Source organism: Aliiroseovarius sp. B-4, from assembly GCF_056857795.1.
Genome location: NZ_JBSXNV010000037.1, coordinates 132255 through 149253, shown reverse-complemented (window position 1 = coordinate 149253; position 16999 = coordinate 132255). Strand labels below are relative to the sequence as shown.

The 16999-nt window shown below is 56.4% G+C and carries 22 protein-coding genes and 1 pseudogene; 10 read left to right on the top strand and 13 right to left on the bottom strand.

Features of this window, described 5'->3' with window-relative positions; all coding sequences use genetic code 11:
* Nucleotides 1–78: 78 nt before the first annotated feature.
* From AC13C8_RS10635 to AC13C8_RS10620, 4 genes are all read right to left on the bottom strand, one after another.
* Nucleotides 79–237: a DUF1328 domain-containing protein gene (locus AC13C8_RS10635; protein ID WP_091430782.1), complete on the bottom strand. Its 159-nt coding sequence runs from the start codon at nt 235–237 to the stop codon at nt 79–81.
* 100 nt (nt 238–337) lie between these two features.
* Nucleotides 338–1150: a mechanosensitive ion channel family protein gene (locus AC13C8_RS10630; protein ID WP_482847279.1), complete on the bottom strand. Its 813-nt coding sequence runs from the start codon at nt 1148–1150 to the stop codon at nt 338–340.
* A gap of 9 nt (nt 1151–1159) precedes the next feature.
* The gene (locus AC13C8_RS10625) at nt 1160–2272 is read right to left on the bottom strand and encodes a hypothetical protein (protein ID WP_091430785.1); all 1113 of its coding nucleotides are present in this window, start codon (nt 2270–2272) and stop codon (nt 1160–1162) included.
* Between the two features lie 94 nt (nt 2273–2366).
* Nucleotides 2367–2831, bottom strand: coding sequence for a CreA family protein (locus AC13C8_RS10620; RefSeq protein WP_482847278.1), 465 nt, complete (start codon nt 2829–2831; stop codon nt 2367–2369).
* Between the two features lie 173 nt (nt 2832–3004).
* On the opposite strand from AC13C8_RS10620, the gene AC13C8_RS10615 reads away from it, so the two are divergent.
* The 4 genes from AC13C8_RS10615 to nhaA all read left to right on the top strand — a co-directional run bounded on the left by AC13C8_RS10615 (nt 3005) and on the right by nhaA (nt 7383).
* Nucleotides 3005–4393 carry a mechanosensitive ion channel family protein gene (locus AC13C8_RS10615; RefSeq protein WP_245744727.1) on the top strand — a complete coding sequence of 463 codons (1389 nt, stop codon included), beginning with the start codon at nt 3005–3007 and terminating at the stop codon, nt 4391–4393.
* Between the two features lie 3 nt (nt 4394–4396).
* Complete coding sequence (locus AC13C8_RS10610) at nt 4397–5203, top strand: formate/nitrite transporter family protein (RefSeq protein WP_482847277.1); 807 nt, start codon at nt 4397–4399, stop codon at nt 5201–5203.
* A 95-nt stretch (nt 5204–5298) separates the two neighbouring features.
* Nucleotides 5299–5484 carry a PLD nuclease N-terminal domain-containing protein gene (locus tag AC13C8_RS10605; protein ID WP_482847276.1) on the top strand — a complete coding sequence of 62 codons (186 nt, stop codon included), beginning with the start codon at nt 5299–5301 and terminating at the stop codon, nt 5482–5484.
* 63 nt (nt 5485–5547) lie between these two features.
* Nucleotides 5548–7383, top strand: coding sequence for a Na+/H+ antiporter NhaA (nhaA, locus tag AC13C8_RS10600; RefSeq protein WP_482847275.1), 1836 nt, complete (start codon nt 5548–5550; stop codon nt 7381–7383).
* A 22-nt stretch (nt 7384–7405) separates the two neighbouring features.
* On the opposite strand, the gene AC13C8_RS10595 is transcribed toward nhaA, so the two are convergent.
* Nucleotides 7406–8185 (bottom strand): response regulator, encoded by a 780-nt coding sequence (locus AC13C8_RS10595; RefSeq protein WP_482847274.1) that lies wholly within the window; start codon nt 8183–8185, stop codon nt 7406–7408.
* A 116-nt stretch (nt 8186–8301) separates the two neighbouring features.
* On the opposite strand from AC13C8_RS10595, the gene AC13C8_RS10590 reads away from it, so the two are divergent.
* The 6 genes and pseudogenes from AC13C8_RS10590 to AC13C8_RS10565 all read left to right on the top strand — a co-directional run bounded on the left by AC13C8_RS10590 (nt 8302) and on the right by AC13C8_RS10565 (nt 11751).
* On the top strand, nt 8302–8472 hold the full coding sequence (locus AC13C8_RS10590; protein WP_143064332.1) for a NepR family anti-sigma factor: 171 nt from the start codon (nt 8302–8304) through the stop codon (nt 8470–8472).
* The gene (locus tag AC13C8_RS10585) at nt 8469–9020 is read left to right on the top strand and encodes an RNA polymerase sigma factor (RefSeq protein WP_482847273.1); all 552 of its coding nucleotides are present in this window, start codon (nt 8469–8471) and stop codon (nt 9018–9020) included. Before AC13C8_RS10590 ends, AC13C8_RS10585 begins: the two co-directional genes overlap by 4 nt.
* Nucleotides 9017–10588, top strand: a complete 1572-nt coding sequence (locus AC13C8_RS10580; protein ID WP_482847272.1) for a histidine kinase dimerization/phosphoacceptor domain -containing protein — start codon at nt 9017–9019, stop codon at nt 10586–10588. The genes AC13C8_RS10585 and AC13C8_RS10580 overlap by 4 nt, the downstream gene beginning before the upstream one ends.
* Nucleotides 10589–10689: 101 nt before the next feature.
* Nucleotides 10690–10884 (top strand): CsbD family protein, encoded by a 195-nt coding sequence (locus AC13C8_RS10575; protein ID WP_091430803.1) that lies wholly within the window; start codon nt 10690–10692, stop codon nt 10882–10884.
* Nucleotides 10885–10981: 97 nt separating this feature from the next.
* Nucleotides 10982–11436: pseudogene (locus tag AC13C8_RS10570) on the top strand (MgtC/SapB family protein).
* A gap of 99 nt (nt 11437–11535) precedes the next feature.
* Nucleotides 11536–11751, top strand: a complete 216-nt coding sequence (locus AC13C8_RS10565) for a hypothetical protein (protein ID WP_091430806.1) — start codon at nt 11536–11538, stop codon at nt 11749–11751.
* 89 nt (nt 11752–11840) lie between these two features.
* Here AC13C8_RS10565 and AC13C8_RS10560 read toward each other — a convergent pair whose 3' ends face one another.
* The 8 genes from AC13C8_RS10560 to AC13C8_RS10525 form a co-directional block, all read right to left on the bottom strand.
* Nucleotides 11841–12929, bottom strand: coding sequence for an AI-2E family transporter (locus tag AC13C8_RS10560; RefSeq protein ID WP_482847271.1), 1089 nt, complete (start codon nt 12927–12929; stop codon nt 11841–11843).
* A 1-nt stretch (nt 12930) separates the two neighbouring features.
* Nucleotides 12931–13884 carry a YihY/virulence factor BrkB family protein gene (locus AC13C8_RS10555; protein ID WP_482847270.1) on the bottom strand — a complete coding sequence of 318 codons (954 nt, stop codon included), beginning with the start codon at nt 13882–13884 and terminating at the stop codon, nt 12931–12933.
* A 16-nt stretch (nt 13885–13900) separates the two neighbouring features.
* The gene (locus tag AC13C8_RS10550) at nt 13901–14734 is read right to left on the bottom strand and encodes a DUF3618 domain-containing protein (protein ID WP_482847269.1); all 834 of its coding nucleotides are present in this window, start codon (nt 14732–14734) and stop codon (nt 13901–13903) included.
* On the bottom strand, nt 14724–15116 hold the full coding sequence (locus AC13C8_RS10545; RefSeq protein ID WP_091430814.1) for a phage holin family protein: 393 nt from the start codon (nt 15114–15116) through the stop codon (nt 14724–14726). The genes AC13C8_RS10550 and AC13C8_RS10545 overlap by 11 nt, the downstream gene beginning before the upstream one ends.
* The gene (locus AC13C8_RS10540) at nt 15113–15559 is read right to left on the bottom strand and encodes a hypothetical protein (RefSeq protein WP_482847268.1); all 447 of its coding nucleotides are present in this window, start codon (nt 15557–15559) and stop codon (nt 15113–15115) included. The genes AC13C8_RS10545 and AC13C8_RS10540 overlap by 4 nt, the downstream gene beginning before the upstream one ends.
* Before the next feature lie 111 nt (nt 15560–15670).
* Complete coding sequence (locus AC13C8_RS10535) at nt 15671–15850, bottom strand: PLDc N-terminal domain-containing protein (protein ID WP_091430816.1); 180 nt, start codon at nt 15848–15850, stop codon at nt 15671–15673.
* 96 nt (nt 15851–15946) lie between these two features.
* Nucleotides 15947–16405 (bottom strand): host attachment family protein, encoded by a 459-nt coding sequence (locus AC13C8_RS10530; protein WP_091430817.1) that lies wholly within the window; start codon nt 16403–16405, stop codon nt 15947–15949.
* A gap of 86 nt (nt 16406–16491) precedes the next feature.
* The gene (locus tag AC13C8_RS10525) at nt 16492–16962 is read right to left on the bottom strand and encodes a hemerythrin domain-containing protein (RefSeq protein WP_482847267.1); all 471 of its coding nucleotides are present in this window, start codon (nt 16960–16962) and stop codon (nt 16492–16494) included.
* Between the last annotated feature and the right edge of the window lie 37 nt (nt 16963–16999).

Genomic DNA, 16999 nt, shown 5'->3' with positions numbered 1-16999 from the left:
TGTCTCGGACATGCGCGCCCCGCCTGGCGTGGGAGTTACCATCGGGCCATGCGGGGCGCGTTTCTCCATCCGGTCAACCTAGCTGGCCGCGCGGCGGAACAGCGTGATCACAAACAGGATCAGGAAAACGAAGAAAAGGATTTTGGCAATACCCGCAGCCGTACCGGCAATGCCGCCAAAACCAAGGAACGCGGCAATCAGCGCGACGACGAGAAACGTGATGGACCAACCAAGCATGGTATGTCTCCTTTGTTGCTTTCACTTGAAAGAAGAACGTGTGGAAGCTTGTTTGGTTCCCGATTAATCCTTTCGGAGCCCGAGTTTGGGTAAGACGCCCTTACTGCGTTGCCCCAAATTCCGGTGTCGAAACGATTTTGATATCGGCATTGATCAACGCATCTCGCCCGCGCGCGGTCAGGTCAGTTGTAAAGTTGAACTGGTCCCGCAATTCGAACGGATAGGCTTTCAGCCGCACGCGCGTGGCATAAACCTCGTTGTGCATGATCACCTTCACGGGCCGCGCCCAATCAAGATAGGGGCTGGTGTGCGCCACATCCGTCAGAATGTCGATAATTCCAGCCGTGGGCTTGTCGGGTGCGACCATAAATTCAGCGATACACATCAGGGTTTTCGCCCCGTCATTGGCGTTAGAGATATTTTCAGACCAAATGCGGGAATGCGGAATGGTGACAACGTCGTCGTCGGCGGTGCGAATTTTGACGGACCGCGTGTGGATATCAATCACTTCGCCGTAATCATCACCGATGCGAATCCAGTCACCCGAGCGATAAGGACGTTCGAAAATAGCAACGATGCCCGCCACCGCGCTGGTGGCCCAATCCTTGATGGCAAACCCCAGCGCCACACCGACGGTGCCCAACACCAGCACGAAATTCTTCAGCGTGACATTGAAAACCATCGGAATGATCAAGACCACCGCGACGACGAACAAAGTAAGCCGCGCCAGCGGGATCAGGTTCAGGGCCGGCAGACGGAACCGTGCGGGCAAATGCTCGGCCACACGCGGCACGACAAAGCGCAACAGCTGGTAAAGCAGCGAAGTTAGCACAATGACCAGCCCGGTCTGCACGAAGGTCCAACTGGACACTTCGTTGAACAATTTGGTCAGATCATAATTCTCGGAATTCATCGCGACATCCTATATCTGATCAAGTGGCAGGCCGGCTTCGGACACGATACGGCGCACATGCGGATAAGCGGCTTGCCGAATTGACAGCTTCCCCGCGTCATCATCAACCAGACCAAGCCGTCCCAACGCTGCTGCAAGCCCGACGGGCAATGTCATCGGAAGCACGGTGGCCAAGTCTTTTGCGACGAGTGGGCCATGGATCAGCAACGCATGTAACATGAAATGGCCGATGCGCTCGATCCGCGCGGGCAGTTGCGGCAAGGCTGGATCCTGCAACCAGGTGGTCGTGTTACCTGGATTGCGGTCATCTTCGCCACCTTCCCCGCCTGCTTCCGCTTCCCTGTTCACCGCCGCATCCAACAGTCTGATCGCAGCCCAAGGGCAGCCATAGGCCCGCGCGGCAAGGGTTTTAAGATACGGATCCTTGATTTCGCCGTCGCCCCCTTCGGGCAAAATCTCATCGCCAGATTCGGTGGATTTGAACACCTCGTCGCCCATGTAGGCGCGGATAAGTTCCGCCAGGGCTTTGTCTTTGAACGGCGCAAAACAACGCGCATCTGAAACGACAGCCTCGATGGCGGAGGTCTGCGCGAGATAGGTCCAGGTCCAGCTCGACACCCCCAACAGCACGTTGCGCGACGCGCCATCAAGCTCGGCCAAATAGGACCGCATCGCCGCGCGCCCTTCCAGCGTCCGCCGGACCAGAGATGAAATGTCGGGGACGATCAAAGCACCTTTCCCTGCTGGCACCGCAGCCGCATCGACCAGATCCAGCCCGCGATCAGCCGCCCAATCGGCAAGAAAACCTTGTGGCACGCTGGGCATCGTCACAAAGGCGCAAACGGAATGTGGCCCGTCAGTGCGCCGTGTCCAATCCAAATAGACGCTGTCCAAACGGTCGAACTGATGCACGCGCAATGCGGCCCATAACTCATCGGGGACCACTGATCCTGACACCCGCTCCAGATCATCTGGGAGCAATTCGGCTTTCCGCTCATCCAGCACCCGCAACTTTTCCCACATCCGCCGATAACCATCCTTCAACGAACTGGTCGCTGGCGCGCGCGGCCAATCATACCCGCGAACGGGCACAAGGTCTGTGGGAAACGAGGATGATGTCATTCGGCTACCTGTGAGACTGGCAAAGGGACACTGCTGATCAGTGTGCGATATGAACCGGGAAATGCAAAGGTGTTCCTAAACCTGTCTGGCGTCATTACGGATTGTAGAGCGGCACGGTCGAGATCGACATTTTCGCCGATCCGCTTTCCACCTCGCGGGCGTGAGCGATGTAGATCAACACCTGATTGGCCTCGTCGAAGATGCGTTTCACCCGCAGGCTTTTCAGGATGATCGACATGCGCTGGCTGAACACGTCCTCGCCTTCGTCACTGCGATCAATGTCGCCGATCACGATTGGGCCGGTCTGACGGCAAGATATTGCACTGTTTGACGGGTCCTCGAACCAATTTCCGTTGGACAGTCGATCGACCAACCCACGTTCAAAATAGGCGACATGACAAGTTACACCCTCAACTTCAGGGTCTCTGATCGCTTCAATAATGATATCGTTGCCCAGCCAGTCGACATCGACGTTGCCCACCTGTTCGGCGCGCGCGGGAGCGAGGCTTGCGAGGCTTGTCAGGAATAGGCAGGATAGAACGTATTTGAATGATTTCATAATCTTGGCCACTTTCCTTGATGTATATCATTCGACGCAGTTCGGAGGAGTCCACCTCAACAGCGACCCGGACCTTACGTCGTTGCCCTCACAAACAACAAAAAAAGACATCGCCCTTTGGAACCATTCGGGTCATCCTGCGTTTTCAATCGAAGGTAACTTTGGGACACGCCATGGGGAAGAACATTTTTCGAGTTATGGCCTTTGCCCTGTTGCTGGCCACATCATTGCCCGTCGGGACAGCGCTGGCCCAATCCAGCAACGACGGGATAGATGTCGGGGTCGAAACCGAAATCGTTGATACGGATCAGACCATCTCTGTCACCGAAAGCGTGCGGGATGACCAGATTGCCACCCGCATTCAGGCCATCCTGAAGGCAACCGGGTGGTATGAAGGGGTTCAGGTCGACGTGCAGGATGGGATTGTCTTTCTGGATGGTACAGCGGCATCGTCCAAGCGGCAGGACTGGGCGCGCGATCTTGCGGCGAAAACCGATGGCGTGGTTGCGGTCGTCAATCGGCTGACCGTAGCGCAAGATGCCGACTTCTCGATTGATCCGGCAATTTCAGAGCTGCGCAGCCTTTGGGATAAAACGGTCGCAGCCGCCCCACTGATCCTGTTGGCGCTTCTGATCCTGCCCTTGGCGCTGTTCCTATCAGCAGGTGTTGCGCGACTGGCCCGGTGGGCATTGAAAGAACGGCTGGGGTCCCCTTTCCTGCGCGACGTGACCGCGCGGTTCATCGCTTTGCCGGTGTTTCTTGTGGGGCTGTATATCGTGCTACAGATCGCCGGGCTGACGCAGCTTGCGATTTCGGTCCTTGGCGGTGCCGGCGTGATCGGGATCGTCATCGGTTTTGCATTTCGCGACATTGCCGAAAATTTTCTGGCCAGCCTTCTGCTCAGCCTGCGCCAACCTTTCCGGCGCGGCGACTTTGTCGATGTGGCCGGGCACCAAGGCGTCGTGCATAGTATGAACACCCGTAGCACGGTTCTGGTTTCACCCGAAGGAAACCACATTCAGATCCCCAACGCCGCCGTTTTCAAGGCGACAATCGAAAACTTCTCGGCCAGCCCCAGCCGCCGCGGATCGTTCGAGGTGGGCATTGGCTATGACGCTTCGATCAGCGATGTACAGAAGATCATTCTGCGAGTACTGTCAGAACATGACGCGATTTCGACCGACCCGGAGCCGATGGTTCTGGCAGATACGCTGGGCGCGTCCACGGTAATCATAAAGATCTACTATTGGTTTGACGGGGAAGCCATTTCACCTCTGAAACTGAAATCGGTCCTTATCCGGCGCGTGATGAAGGCCCTGATCGACGCTGGCATCAGTATGCCCGATGAAGCCCGAGAGATCATCTTCCCGGAGGGCATTCCGCTGGCATCTGCGTCAACCCCCGACACCGACAAGCCGAACATCGCCTCGAAACCAGAGCCCAAACGCGAACCTGAACGCACGGTGATGGACGAAGATCTGTCGAACGAGGTGGACAACCTGGAACCGCAGATGCAGGTGCAGGTCGAAGGCGACAAAGACAGCAACCTATTGGACAGCTGACACATGACCGAAGAAGAAATCCAAGAAGAACAGGCCATCGAGGATGCCAGCAAGCTGACGGCCAAAACTGTTTACGAGGTGATCCGGCGCGACGGAGAAGAAGAACTGGACCGCAGCAATGGATCGCTGTTCTGGTCTGGCGTGTCCGCCGGGATCGTCATCAGTTTTTCTGTTTTGGGCGAGGCGGTTTTGCGGACCTATCTGCCCGACACAACTTACAGCTATCTGATCGAGAACCTTGGCTACTCTCTGGGATTCGTGATGGTGATCATCGGGCGGATGCAATTGTTCACGGAAAACACCATTACGACGGTTCTGCCCTTTCTGCACAGCCCCAGTTGGTCCGTGTTCAACCGCATCATTGTTTTGTGGTCGATCGTTCTGTTTGCCAACACCGTTGGTGCCTTTGCAATCGCAACGTTCTACGCTTACAGTGGCGCCATCTCAGCCGAGATCCTGCCTGCAATCGAACAGCTTTCACGCCACGCCACCGGTATGCCGGCCGCCGAAAGTTTTGCCCGGGCAATTCCGGCAGGGATTCTAGTGGCCGCTATCGTCTGGATGTTGCCCGAGGCTGGCGCATCCTCGGTGTCGATCATCGTTCTGTTCACATGGTTGATCGCGGCCGGGGATTTCACCCACATCGTCGCCGGCTCGGTGGAAATGGCGTATCTGATCGTTACCGGCGGGCTCGAACTGCGACAGGCCGTGTTTGGCTTCTTCTTGCCGGTCTTGGCGGGCAATGTGGTGGGGGGCACCGCTATCTTTGCGATGCTGGCATGGGGTCAGGTTCATCGTGAAATCGACTAACTTGGACTGACTTGGACTGACAAAATCATCGACGCGATGATGCCACCACAGGGTGGCAGTCAAAAACCATCGCATCGACATGGAAAGGCGGACAGATGAACAACATGACCATGAGCCTGGGCGGAGCAATCGTCTTAGCCCTTGATATATATGCCATATACAGTATCCTGTGCTCTCGTTCATCGTCGCTTTCCAAGGTGCTTTGGACGGTCATTATCCTGTTGCTGCCGATCCTTGGCTTCCTCGTCTGGTTGCTGTTTGGCCCTCGCAGCTTGGATTAACGCACCTGGCTGATTGGTTTTTCGCAAAAAGGTGTTTCACCATTTTAGGATGCAGGCAAAGCGATGGTGCTGAACAAGGATTACGACCCCACCCACGATTTCGTCATCGGCAATGAAACCGCCGCCCGCAGACTGGTCTGGTTTGTCGACTTTACCGACAAACCCACACGGCGCCTTCGGGACATCATTCTGCGGCTGGCCGACCGATTGTCCCCTGATCAGGTCACGGTTGCCGTCCGCTTCACCTACCCTGAAGGGGACAAGCGGGCCGACATTGCAGCGCGGGCTGCCATCGCTGCCGGGCAACAGGACCGATTCTTCGACATGGTCACTGCGTTGTTTGAAGCGCCTCCGAAATATACACGCGCGTCCGTCGGAAAACTGGCCGACAAACTGGGGTTGGACCTGGCCCGGTTCGAGGCTGACCTTGATGCACCAGACGTCGCCGAACGCATCCAACATGACCGCAACTCGTTGTCGAAAGAGGTTCCACCCTCGGCGCCCTATCTGTTTATCGACGGAACCCTGTATCAAGGTGTTTGGGACGAAGTAGCCCTGCTGGAAGCGATCGAGCGTCCGCTGGGTGTCCGGCTTGAGGTTGCTGCATTTCGTTTTATTGATTGGGCCGCGTCCGCCGGGATGACGTTGATCGTCGCGACGGTCGCAGCGTTGCTTTTCGTCAACGTCGGATTCTTTGACTTTTTCGATGCGCTCAGAAACACCACGATCGGCCTGTTTGCGGGAAGTTGGCGGTTGGAACTCAGCTTGTTGAGTTGGATCAATGACGCGCTGATGGCGTTGTTTTTCCTGTTGGTCGGGATCGAAATCAAGCACGAGTTTGTTGAAGGCGAGCTGTCAAACCGTTCGGCGGCTGCAATGCCCATCATTGCCGCATTGGGCGGCATGGTGGTGCCTGCCGGGATATATGCCGCGTTGAATTGGGGCACCCCAGAGGTACGTGGCTGGGGGGTCCCGATGGCAACTGACATCGCATTTACTCTTGGTATATTGGCCCTGCTGGGCAACCGGGTGCCAACATCGCTGAAAATATTTGTGTCGGCACTGGCCATCGTAGATGACCTTGGCGCAATCCTGGTGATCGCTGCCTTCTATGGACACGGCTTCCAACTTGCAGCATTCATCGCGGCATGTGTTATCTTCGCTGCAATGATGGCGATGAACATCGGCAAGATCTATTGGCGTGCACCTTATCTGATCCTTGGCGTTGTTCTGTGGTATTTCATCCATGAAAGCGGTCTGCATGCAACACTGGCCGGTGTGCTGACGGCCGTTGCCTTGCCCAGTCGCGCAAAAGCCAACCGGGCCGCGGTGGCAGCCCAGACCGCAAAGCTGTTCGAACGTGACAAACAGATCGGATCGGAAAACATCGTCGCCGCCCCGACTTTCATGCAATTGCAGACGATTATGGACCGGCTTGGTGCGCCAGGCGTTCATGTGCGCCATGCACTGGAGAACTGGATCAATTTCCTTGTCCTGCCGCTGTTTGCGTTCTTCAACACCGGGCTTTTGATCACTGCCAGCAGCGTGAATTTCACGGCTCCCGAAAGTCTTGGTGCGATCCTCGGACTGGTTGTGGGCAAACCGTTGGGTATCTTCCTGTTCGTCTATGTCGCCGCAAAACTCGGCATCGGTCGCCTGTCGTCGGAAATCAACATGGCACAAGTTCTGGGCGCCGGTTGTCTGGCCGGGGTTGGTTTTACCATGTCGATTTTCATCGCAAATTCGGCCTTCGCGGGATCCCAACTGGAATCGGTCAAACTTGCGGTCCTGCTGGCCTCGTTGATTGCAGCGGTGCTGGGCAGCGTCATCCTGATCTATGCCCACCGCGCGGTACAGAAATCCTCAGGAAACGAGCCGGCCGGGGCCGAAGCGCCCTGACCCGGTGGCCGCCCGCGAACCGCTATGTCAGCGTTTCGGTCGAGGAAAAGAACATCGCCTGTGAAATGGCGGACAACACTTGCTCGGCGCGGAACGGTTTGGTGATCAGGAACGCAGGTTCGGGCCGCTCTCCGGTCAGCAGCCGTTCCGGAAACGCGGTGATGAAGATCACTGGAACATCTCCGTGTGCAGCAAGCAAGTCGTTCACAGCATCAATGCCCGAACTTTCGTCGGCCAGCTGAATATCCGCAAGGATCAGATCAGGGCGCCCGTCTGTGCCGATCTCGACCGCTTCATCGCGTGTTTGCGCCACACCAAAGACACCGTGACCAGCGTCGGATACGATCCCTTCAAGGTCCATCGAGATGATAGGTTCGTCCTCGATAATCATCACGGCACCACGTGCGGCCTTGGCCAGCTCGGTCTGGCCGATGCGGATCAAAGCCTCGGCTTCAGCGGGTTCAACGCCAATGATCCTGGCGACATCTTCCGCCGAGAAATCTTCCAACGCGTTCAGCAACACGGCCTCGCGGGAATTTTCGGTCAGCTTTGCCAGACGTTTCTGGGCTTGCGCAGCTGCCCCGCGATCCGCATCAGAAACGGGCGCACCCGAGCTTTGCCAGATGGCGTGAAACAGCCGATACAGCGCCACCCGCGTGTCCTTTTGATCCGGGATGGTATCCGGGTCTGCAATCATCGCCTCCAGGACGGCAGCCGCGTAAGCGTCGCCTGTCGGTTGGCTGCCGGTCAATGCACGGGCATAGCGGCGCAGATAAGGAATATGTGTCGCGATGTGATCCATTTGTTCACCTTTGCCTGTCTTTTCGAACTTTATTTCCCCGGATCGGGAACCCGTTGGTGTTTTGATCGTTGTGCCTATGTTAAGCCGGTATAAACCGAGATAACAGAGTGAAAACAATGTCCGCTGACAACGCCAACAAAAAACGATCACAGGATCTGATCGACGAGAACCTCAAGAAGGCGTTCAGCGAAACGCTGGACGAAGGCGTGCCGGATCGGTTCAGGGATTTGCTGGCGAAGTTAAAGGAAACAGCCCCCGATAGATCCTCGGAGGAGTCAGAGAAATGACATCCCCTGATCCCCGTGATGCTGTGCTGGAGCATATTCCCGCATTGCGCGCTTTTGCCCGCAGCCTGACCAAAGATGCCGTCCGCGCGGACGACCTTGTTCAGGAATGCCTGGTCAAAGCTATCGGCAATTTCGACAAGTTCAGAACCGGCACCAACCTGCGGGCCTGGATGTTTACCATCCTGCGCAACACGTTCTATTCGGAACGCCGAAAAGCAGTGCGCGAAGCTGAAGACCCGGAAGGCGAAATTGTCGGCGCCCTGTCAGTGAAGCCCGATCACGACGGCCACATGCAGATGACCGAGTTCAAGGTAGCGTTTCAACAACTGAAAGCCGAGCATCGTGAAGCGCTGACACTGATCGGCGCGTTGGGCCTGTCGTATGAAGAAGCGGCCGATGCCTGCGAAGTCGCCATCGGGACAATGAAGTCGCGCACCAATCGCGCCCGAAAAGAGCTGGCCCGGCTTATGGATCTGGATGACGACAAACCAACGGAGCTGACTGACAGCCAAACCCTTTCAATCGTCAATCAATCAGGACACATGTGACCCGCGACCGCAGCATCTTGCTAAGCTCACTTCAAAGCCGCTTCGTTGCGGTTTATCTGATCGTCATGGCACCGATTGCGGTGCTGGCCAGCTACTATCAATATACCATCCAGTCAGACCGCCACCAAGCGCGCGAGATTGCCGCGCTCGATGCTGTGGAAAGCGCCTTTGCGCCCGTGACGTCGACCCTGATTCAGGCCGATCTTCTTCTTGACCTTCTCAGCGAATTGACCAGTCGCGGTCTGCCCGGTGGTGGCGAGTGCGACAGGGTGATCGACGCCATCCTACAGGCAAATTTTCCGATCGAGGCTGTGGGGATTTATAACATGGACGGGCAACCGCTGTGTGCACAAGCCATGCAGCGGTCTGGTGTAGCGACGGATGTTGCGTCACCTCCGGTTGCACAATCCCCACGGGTCACGATGACCGACCGCGATATTCTTGCCACAAATATGGTTGCGGACCACATCGTTGCCATCAGGGCCAAGATTCCGAAAGTGGACCTGCCCGATGTGGCGACGGGGTACATGTTCGTCAGCAGAACCCCGGATACTGCAATGGGGTCTGACCGGGCCGTGTATCAGGACCTTGGCAACCTTCTTGCCCCCAATGCCCGCGACATCTTGAGCGGCAGATCAGACCGCGATGTGGCCGTTCTTCCGGTCTCTGCCTTCGATCTGCGTTTGATTGCCACGCTGGCCCCAGGTGTTGCTGCGCCGCCGTTCTGGCTAACCGTCGTCTATGCAGGCTTTGTCCCACTGTTGTTTCTTACTCTCAGCCTGTTGTTGGCCGATCTGCTGATCCGCAAAATGGCATTGAACGACATCACGCGTCTGACCCGCGATATGCGTGCCTTCCGGCAGGATCGCAATCTTCCAAAGGTTGGGCTTAGCCGCTGGGCCACGGACGAAACGGCAGCCATGCAGGCCGAGTTTTCTGTATTATCAGATCAACTGCTGCACGAAGAGGCGGAAGCGCAGAACCGGCTACACAATGCCAACACCCTTCAGCGCGAGATTTTTCATCGCGTTGGAAACAACCTTCAAATCATCCAGTCGATCTTGCGCCTTTACGAAAGTGACGCCAACACACCAGAAGAACGACAACTGGTTCACCGTTTGGCGGCCCGTATCCGCGTGATAAATCTTGTGCACAACGCCATGCACCGTTCGGTCGACGCACCTGTATTGCCGGTTGGTCAGGTTATCAGCAAACTGATCCAGGGCATGCGACACGAAGGCATTGTCTCTGCCAACATCGAATTCGAAGAAACTTACCAAAACGTCGAGCTTCGCCTCAACCGTGCCTATGCGCTGTGCTATCTGCTCGTCGAGAAGCTGACGCGCCTGTCGCGTTCCGGTGCCCGGCACATTCAGATCAGCCTTCTTGAAGACGGCGACCAGGCCAATCTGTCGATTTCAGCGGATGTTGGGCATTTGGCGCAACCCGATCCCGTCAGCGCAAGGCTGCGCCAAGTCTATACCCACGATCTTCATGCAATCGCGCAGTGGCATGAAGACACCAACAGCGTGACCTACAAGGCGGTTATGCCGCGGCAGGTGAAATAGGCTGCTCTGTCATCTGGTGCAAGATTCATGCAAGATATCGGAACCAATCCATCCGTGCCGCGTTGACCTGTCAGAAACCGCAACACGCAAGGAGGCACCTCATGAATTGGGACGAAATCCAAGGTAAGTGGAAGCAGATCAAAGGCCAGTTGAAAGAACAGTGGGGCGAATTGACCGACGACGAAATCGACCAGATCGACGGCAATCGCGAACAGCTTGAGGGCAAGCTGCAAGAAAAATACGGCAAGACCAAAGAAGAAGCTCGCGACGAGGTCAACAAGTGGTTGGCGGACTGACCCCTTCCGCGATATCACCGCATATCAATGCTTAAGCTAAGGGCGCGGTTCAGGCCGCGCCCTTTTCAATTGTTGCACGACCAGTAAGGACATTTCGATGATCGACTATGAAACATTTGTTGTTCGCAGCCTGGTCGCGATGGGGCTGGGTCTGGTCGTGGGTCTGGATCGCGAGTTCAAACACAAACCGTTGGGTATGCGCGCCTATGTGCTGGTCAGTCTTGGTGCGGCAGCGGTCTGCATGGTATCGCTGAACATCGCCTCGGAAGCAGACGCGAAGGGCGACGCCTTCGACCTGTCACGCGTGGTCAGCGGGATCGTCGGGGCATCGGTTTTCTGGGCGCTGGCGCGATCATGTCCAACAGGAGCAACGGAAAATTGCGTGGTGTGGGAAGCGGGTCGCTGATCTGGGTGGTCGGCATCATCGGTCTTGCCGTCGGATTTGGATTTGTGATCGAAGCCGCGACTGTCACCCTGCTGTCCTTTCTGATCCTGACGATGGTTGGATTGCTGCGCAGCCGGTTTGACCTGCAAAACACAGAGGACAGCTGACTGCGGAACAATTTGGCCCGTCGTGCGTTGAATATATACAAACGCCAACGACAAGCCGCATCGACCAGCGCCGTTGGCGACAACGCAAAGGACTGAGACATGGCCAAGATTAAACCGTCATACAAACCTCTCGACCTGAAAGGGTCCGAGCAACATCATGATCTGAAGGATCAGCCTGGTGAAAAAGGCGACAAGGATCATCAGAACAAGTCCGCAACATCATCTGAAGACCCTGAAACCGCTGACGACGACAAGCACCCCGAGACAACGAGCAGCGGCGCACTGCACCAGAGTATTGAAGAAGATAAAGACTGAAATTCCCTCGTTGATCACCATAACCACCACACAAAGGCCCGTGTCATCTTCGCGGGCCTTTTTTTGAAGTATGTGTAGACAACTTGCGCTCAGCTGTCAGGGTCGTCGCCGCGCAGATAGTTGCCCCCGGCGCCCTCACCGCCAAGAAACAAGCCAACCGAGCGGGTCGACGACGTCTGATCGAGGATCACCTTCACCGTGATCAGGATCGGCACCGCGATGACCATCCCGACCACCGACCAGATCCACGCGAAAAACGCCACTGCCACAAACACGACGGTCGGGTTGAGTTTAAGTCGATTTGAAATCACATGGGGCGTAACAAATTGTCCTTCGATCGACGTCAACGCCATATAGGTTGCAAAGATCAGGATGGCCGTCCACGCGTCATCGTAGACATTGAAACCCACGATTGATGCAAGAAGCGCACCAAACACCGCGCCGATATAGGGTATGAAGTTCAGTGAGAACGCGATGACTGCGAACATGATGGGGTTTGGCAGCCCCCAGGCCGCCATCGCGGCACCGATGACAATGCCAAGGCAAAGATTGATCAGGGTGATGCCGCCCAGATACTGGCCCAGCTTTTGCTCGACCTGTTGAACCATCGCGACCGCCGCACGTTTATCTGAGAACCGGGGCAGGCTTTCCACCAGTTTACGCACGAAGGATGACCCCGATGAAATCAGGAAGAACATCAACACAATGGTCAGGACAATCTGCCCCAACACCACCGGGGCGGAAGCGATCAACGAGCTGACAAAGTTCGTGCTTTCGACCACTTTCACCGCCATTGCCGGTTCGTCCTTTGCGCTGGCAACGGCGTCCTCGGCTGCTTTCGCGGCTTCGCCCAGTTTATCCAACGTCTCAGCCGCCGCACTCGGCATTCGACGCAGATCGTTAATCATGTTTGGCAAGTCTTCTGCCAACTGCGCAATCGGGTGGCTGAAGTTCCAGGCCGCAAAGGTCAGCCCCGCGCCTGCCACGGCGCAGATCAAAAAAGCTGTGATGGCGCTGGGGACACCCAGTTTGGACATGCTGCGTTCAACCGGGCGCATGATCAGAAATCCCAGTATGGCGGCCACAATCGGGATCAGGAAATCGCTGGCCCAGTCAAGAACAAACAGCGCAAGGCTCAGAAAGATGCCAATCTGCGCCCAGTTCGGTTTTTGTCTCACCTCATTCCCCTTCACTGTCCGCGCGCGTCTGGCCAAGTGTATCGGCCATCACCGCGCCGCGCTCGCCCATCGGCTTGTCCGGCCCCGTCGTGGTGTCGACGCGAGTCTGGTGTTCCATCTCAGCGTTCACCTTACCACCGACCAGCACAACCATCGCGGAAATCCACAACCACATCAGCAAAATGATCACCCCGGCGATTGCGCCGAAGCTTTCGTTGTAGCTGGCGAAATTCGAGACGTAGACCGTGAACGCAAAGGACGCGGCCATCCAGCACAGGCAGGCAAGCACAGCACCCGGAGAGATCCACGCCCAGCGCGCGTCCTTGCGGCTGGGTCCGAAGCGATAGAGCACTGAAATACCCGCGATCGTCATTAGGATCAGTAAACCCCATGTGCCGATCCGGGTTGCCAGATCGGCGATCGGATCAAGTGACAGAAACCCAAGCAACAAAGGCAGCGCAACGATCACCATGATCGCCAGCAGGATGCCCAGCATCAACAAGGCTGTCAGCGCCAGAAAGGTTGCGTTTCTTTTGAAGAAACCCCGCTTCTCATCCTCGGCATAAACAATATTCAACCCGTCACACAGGGTCGCCACCCCGCGCGAACTGGACCAAAGCGCAAGCCCCACACTGAGGATCAAGGTCAGTTCCAACCCGTCTGCCTGCGCAACCGAAGTCGCCTGATCGCGAATGATCGACAAGGCATCGGCCGGGACCACCCCTTGGAAACGATCCATCTGAGAAACGATCAGGCCGGGATCCAGAACCAGCCCACCGACGGCCAGAAGTGCGGTGATGGCCGGAAAAAGGGCAAGAATCCCGAAGAACGCCACACCGGCCGCAATCAGGTTGATGCGATCGCGACCGAAACGACGCGCGATCCGCGCCGCAATATCAAGCCATCCCTGACCAGGGATGTCGGTTGGGGTTCGTGCGTCGCGACCTCGAGCCATCTATTGTCTCCTGATATCAGCTGTCGGGGATGCCCTGCGCGGCGGTGTTCTGCACGGCGCGGGCGCGGGCAAGCTCTTCTTCAAAGACGCGGTCGGCCTCGGAAAACGCGTCACTATCGTCTGCGACTGCGTTGTCATCAGTCTGGGCCGAATGGCGCATATAGAGAGCACCAGCAACAGCTGCACCCAAAGCAAGGGCGATTCCGCCAACAACCAACGGGTTGTCCTTCGCAAAATCGGCTCCGGCTTGGCCGGCATACCGCATTTTGCGACCGGATGCTTGCGCGACTTCCAAAGCCTTCTCGCGCGCGGCAATAACGCGTGCGCGTGCCTCGGCGGACAGTTCTTCGGTGCCTTCAGCAATGCGGCTGCGCATGTCATTTGCCTGTTGGCGAAGATCCGACAACTGGTCTTGTGCCGCGCCCAGTGCGTCACTGGCGCGATCATGCACCCGTTCCAACATTTCGGGCGGGCGCTTGGTCGAATGCGTCGCCACCATGACAGGCGTGTCGCGATCAGGGTCGCCCTCGGCTGGCTTGGGGCCATTATAGGCACCCATTGATCGACGCATAACCGGTTCGGGATCTGACGATTTTGCCCCGGCTCCGGACAAAAGCCAGCTGACACCAGCGCCCACGGCTGCGACTGCCAGTGGATGCGACTGCGCGTTCCGACCAAAGCGCTCCAGCAGTTTCTGGACGACATCGCCGCTTGCGGCACGCAGGTGCTGTCCTGCTTCTGCGGTCAGCGCTTCGACGGAAACATGGTCGTTCAGCGCCGACAGCTTTTGCTCCAACTCAGCGCGTTCGGCTTCAATTCCATCTTGAATGTGGTCGATGTCATTTTTCATGTGCGGCCTCCTTCAAAGCGTTTGCGTCTCGTCGAATGCGGGCAGCTGTGCGCGACGGTGCGCGGCTGGCCATCTTCAAATCGCTTTGCGCTTTCAGAACCATGATCAGCGCGATCACGGCAAAGAAGCTGGCCACGATCAGCGTGGCCCAAACGACCGAAATGCCCGCAGAGGTCAAAGCAGCAACAAGCGTGCCAGCAATCAAGTTCAATGCGATCATCGCCAGGATCGCCGCACCGACCAACAGGCCGATGGCCACCCCTGCGCGGTTGATGTTTTCGCCAAGCTCGGCCTTGGCCAGCGCTATCTCTTTCTGGATCAGACCTGAACTGAGACGCAGAACATCCGAGATCAGCGACAAAGTTGATTGTTCGGATCTCATGACTTGTCTCCTGGTTTGGTCATCATGCGCGCAATCGCGAACCCGACCAACGCAGCCCCGCCGGCAAACAACAGCGGGTTTCGTTTCGCAAAATCTGATACATCGCGCGACAACTGACCCAGATCCTTGTCGCGGATTGCGTCCGAGGCATCCGCCAAACTGGCAGCCAATTGCCCGAAGCTGCGTTCCTGAAACGAGCCGTCGCGCAAGGACGCGGCGGCTCCACGCAAAGTGTCAGACGCGCGCGATGCGCTGTTTGCAACCGTGTTGGCTGTGGCTTCGGCGGTATCGCGGGCCGAACTTGCGATATCCTCGGCACCCGATTTCAGACCCTCGACCGAGGTTTTGACCGCAGATGTCGTATCGTCCACGGCCTTGTCGATCTTTTTGGCAGCTTGCTTTTTCTTCGCGGTCGATTTGGCAGGTGTGGTTGATTTGGCCATCCTCTCCTCCTTCTTTGCTTGTGTGATAGGGGCTTCCATCCCGTTTGGAACGCGCCGCGTTCGGCCCCGAAGGCGCCTGTCAGATACGAGGGGACGGAAGACAAACGCTGCTTAGGCGCCTTTCGGACCTGCAACGAACCAGATGATAAAGCCGATCAGTGGCAGGACCAAAATCAACAGAATCCAAAGCACCTTGTTCAATGCGGGCACGCCTGATTGCAGCACCGATACAATTGCCCAGATGTCGAGGATCAAAATAATCAGGCCACCTATACCAGACACGAAATCCATTCTGCTTTCCTTTCATTTCCATGCAGCCTGAAAGGCTGCTTTCGCCAAACCAACGCCTGGCTGACCGATTGGTTCCCAAAACAGATTTCGGTGTGTTCAGGACTGTGCTTCCAGATCGGCACATATGATCTTCGCAACCTCGTCAAGCGGATGATTTGTCAGCGTTTTCGGCACCTCGGCGATCACGCGTCTGCGGACCTCTTGATGGATTTCATCACGCAAAACCGCCAATATGTCCGGTGCTGCACATATGACCAGATGCGAAAACTGGTCCTTATGGGCCTTGCGATATAGATGTTCGGCGAGATCCTGAGCGAAGCGTTCTTTGCCCAGTTGGTGCCAATCGGTGTCTTCATAGGCCGATTTTCCCTGATTGGCGCTTTGGTGCACCCGCCCGCGCCGATTGGCGGCCTGTTCACGGATCGCTGGATTGTCCTGTTCTTCCTTCCGCAGCACCTGCAATTTAGGGTGCAGCGCGCTGCCTTCATTGACAAGAAACAGCGCTTTCTCGCCATCCGCGATCAAGACCCAGGTTCCTTTTTGCAGTTTCCTCATGGGGCTTTCCTTTTCTGGTCAAAGATACGTTGATTTAGGCGCGATGCGTCAGAGCGGCCACTGTGCTCGAATAACGCTGCGCGGGTCTAATCCTCAAGGCTGTCCTCGCGCTTGTCGTCGATCAGTTCGCGTTCTTTTTTCTTGCGCGCTTCAAACTTGGCGCCAAACCCTTCGATCTCTTCTTGATCTATGGTTTCCTTTGCGCGTTCAAAAACTTCGTTTTCTTCTTCATCCATGTGGTGCTCATCGTCGTGCGCCAGTTGGTCGAATTTCTTCATCCACAGATCCGACGTCAGTGTCATGGCGTTGATTTCTTCCATCATATCGTCAAGCTGCTGATGCTCGTGCACCGAATGTCGGGCTGCATCCTGTCCCCAAGTTTTTGAAATCAGTTTCGAATAAAAGGTTTCTTCTTCCGCAGCTGCGTGGCTTTTCACATCTTCATAGAAGACGCGCCAAAGCCTGCCTCGGTCTTGTGCGCTGCTCTGCTTGATCTTGTTCAGCAGCTCGCGGTGATTGTCGTGATCGTTCTCGATGGCATCATAAATATTACGCATTTTCAGATAGTTCCTTTGATCGTCGTTCGATTAAGGT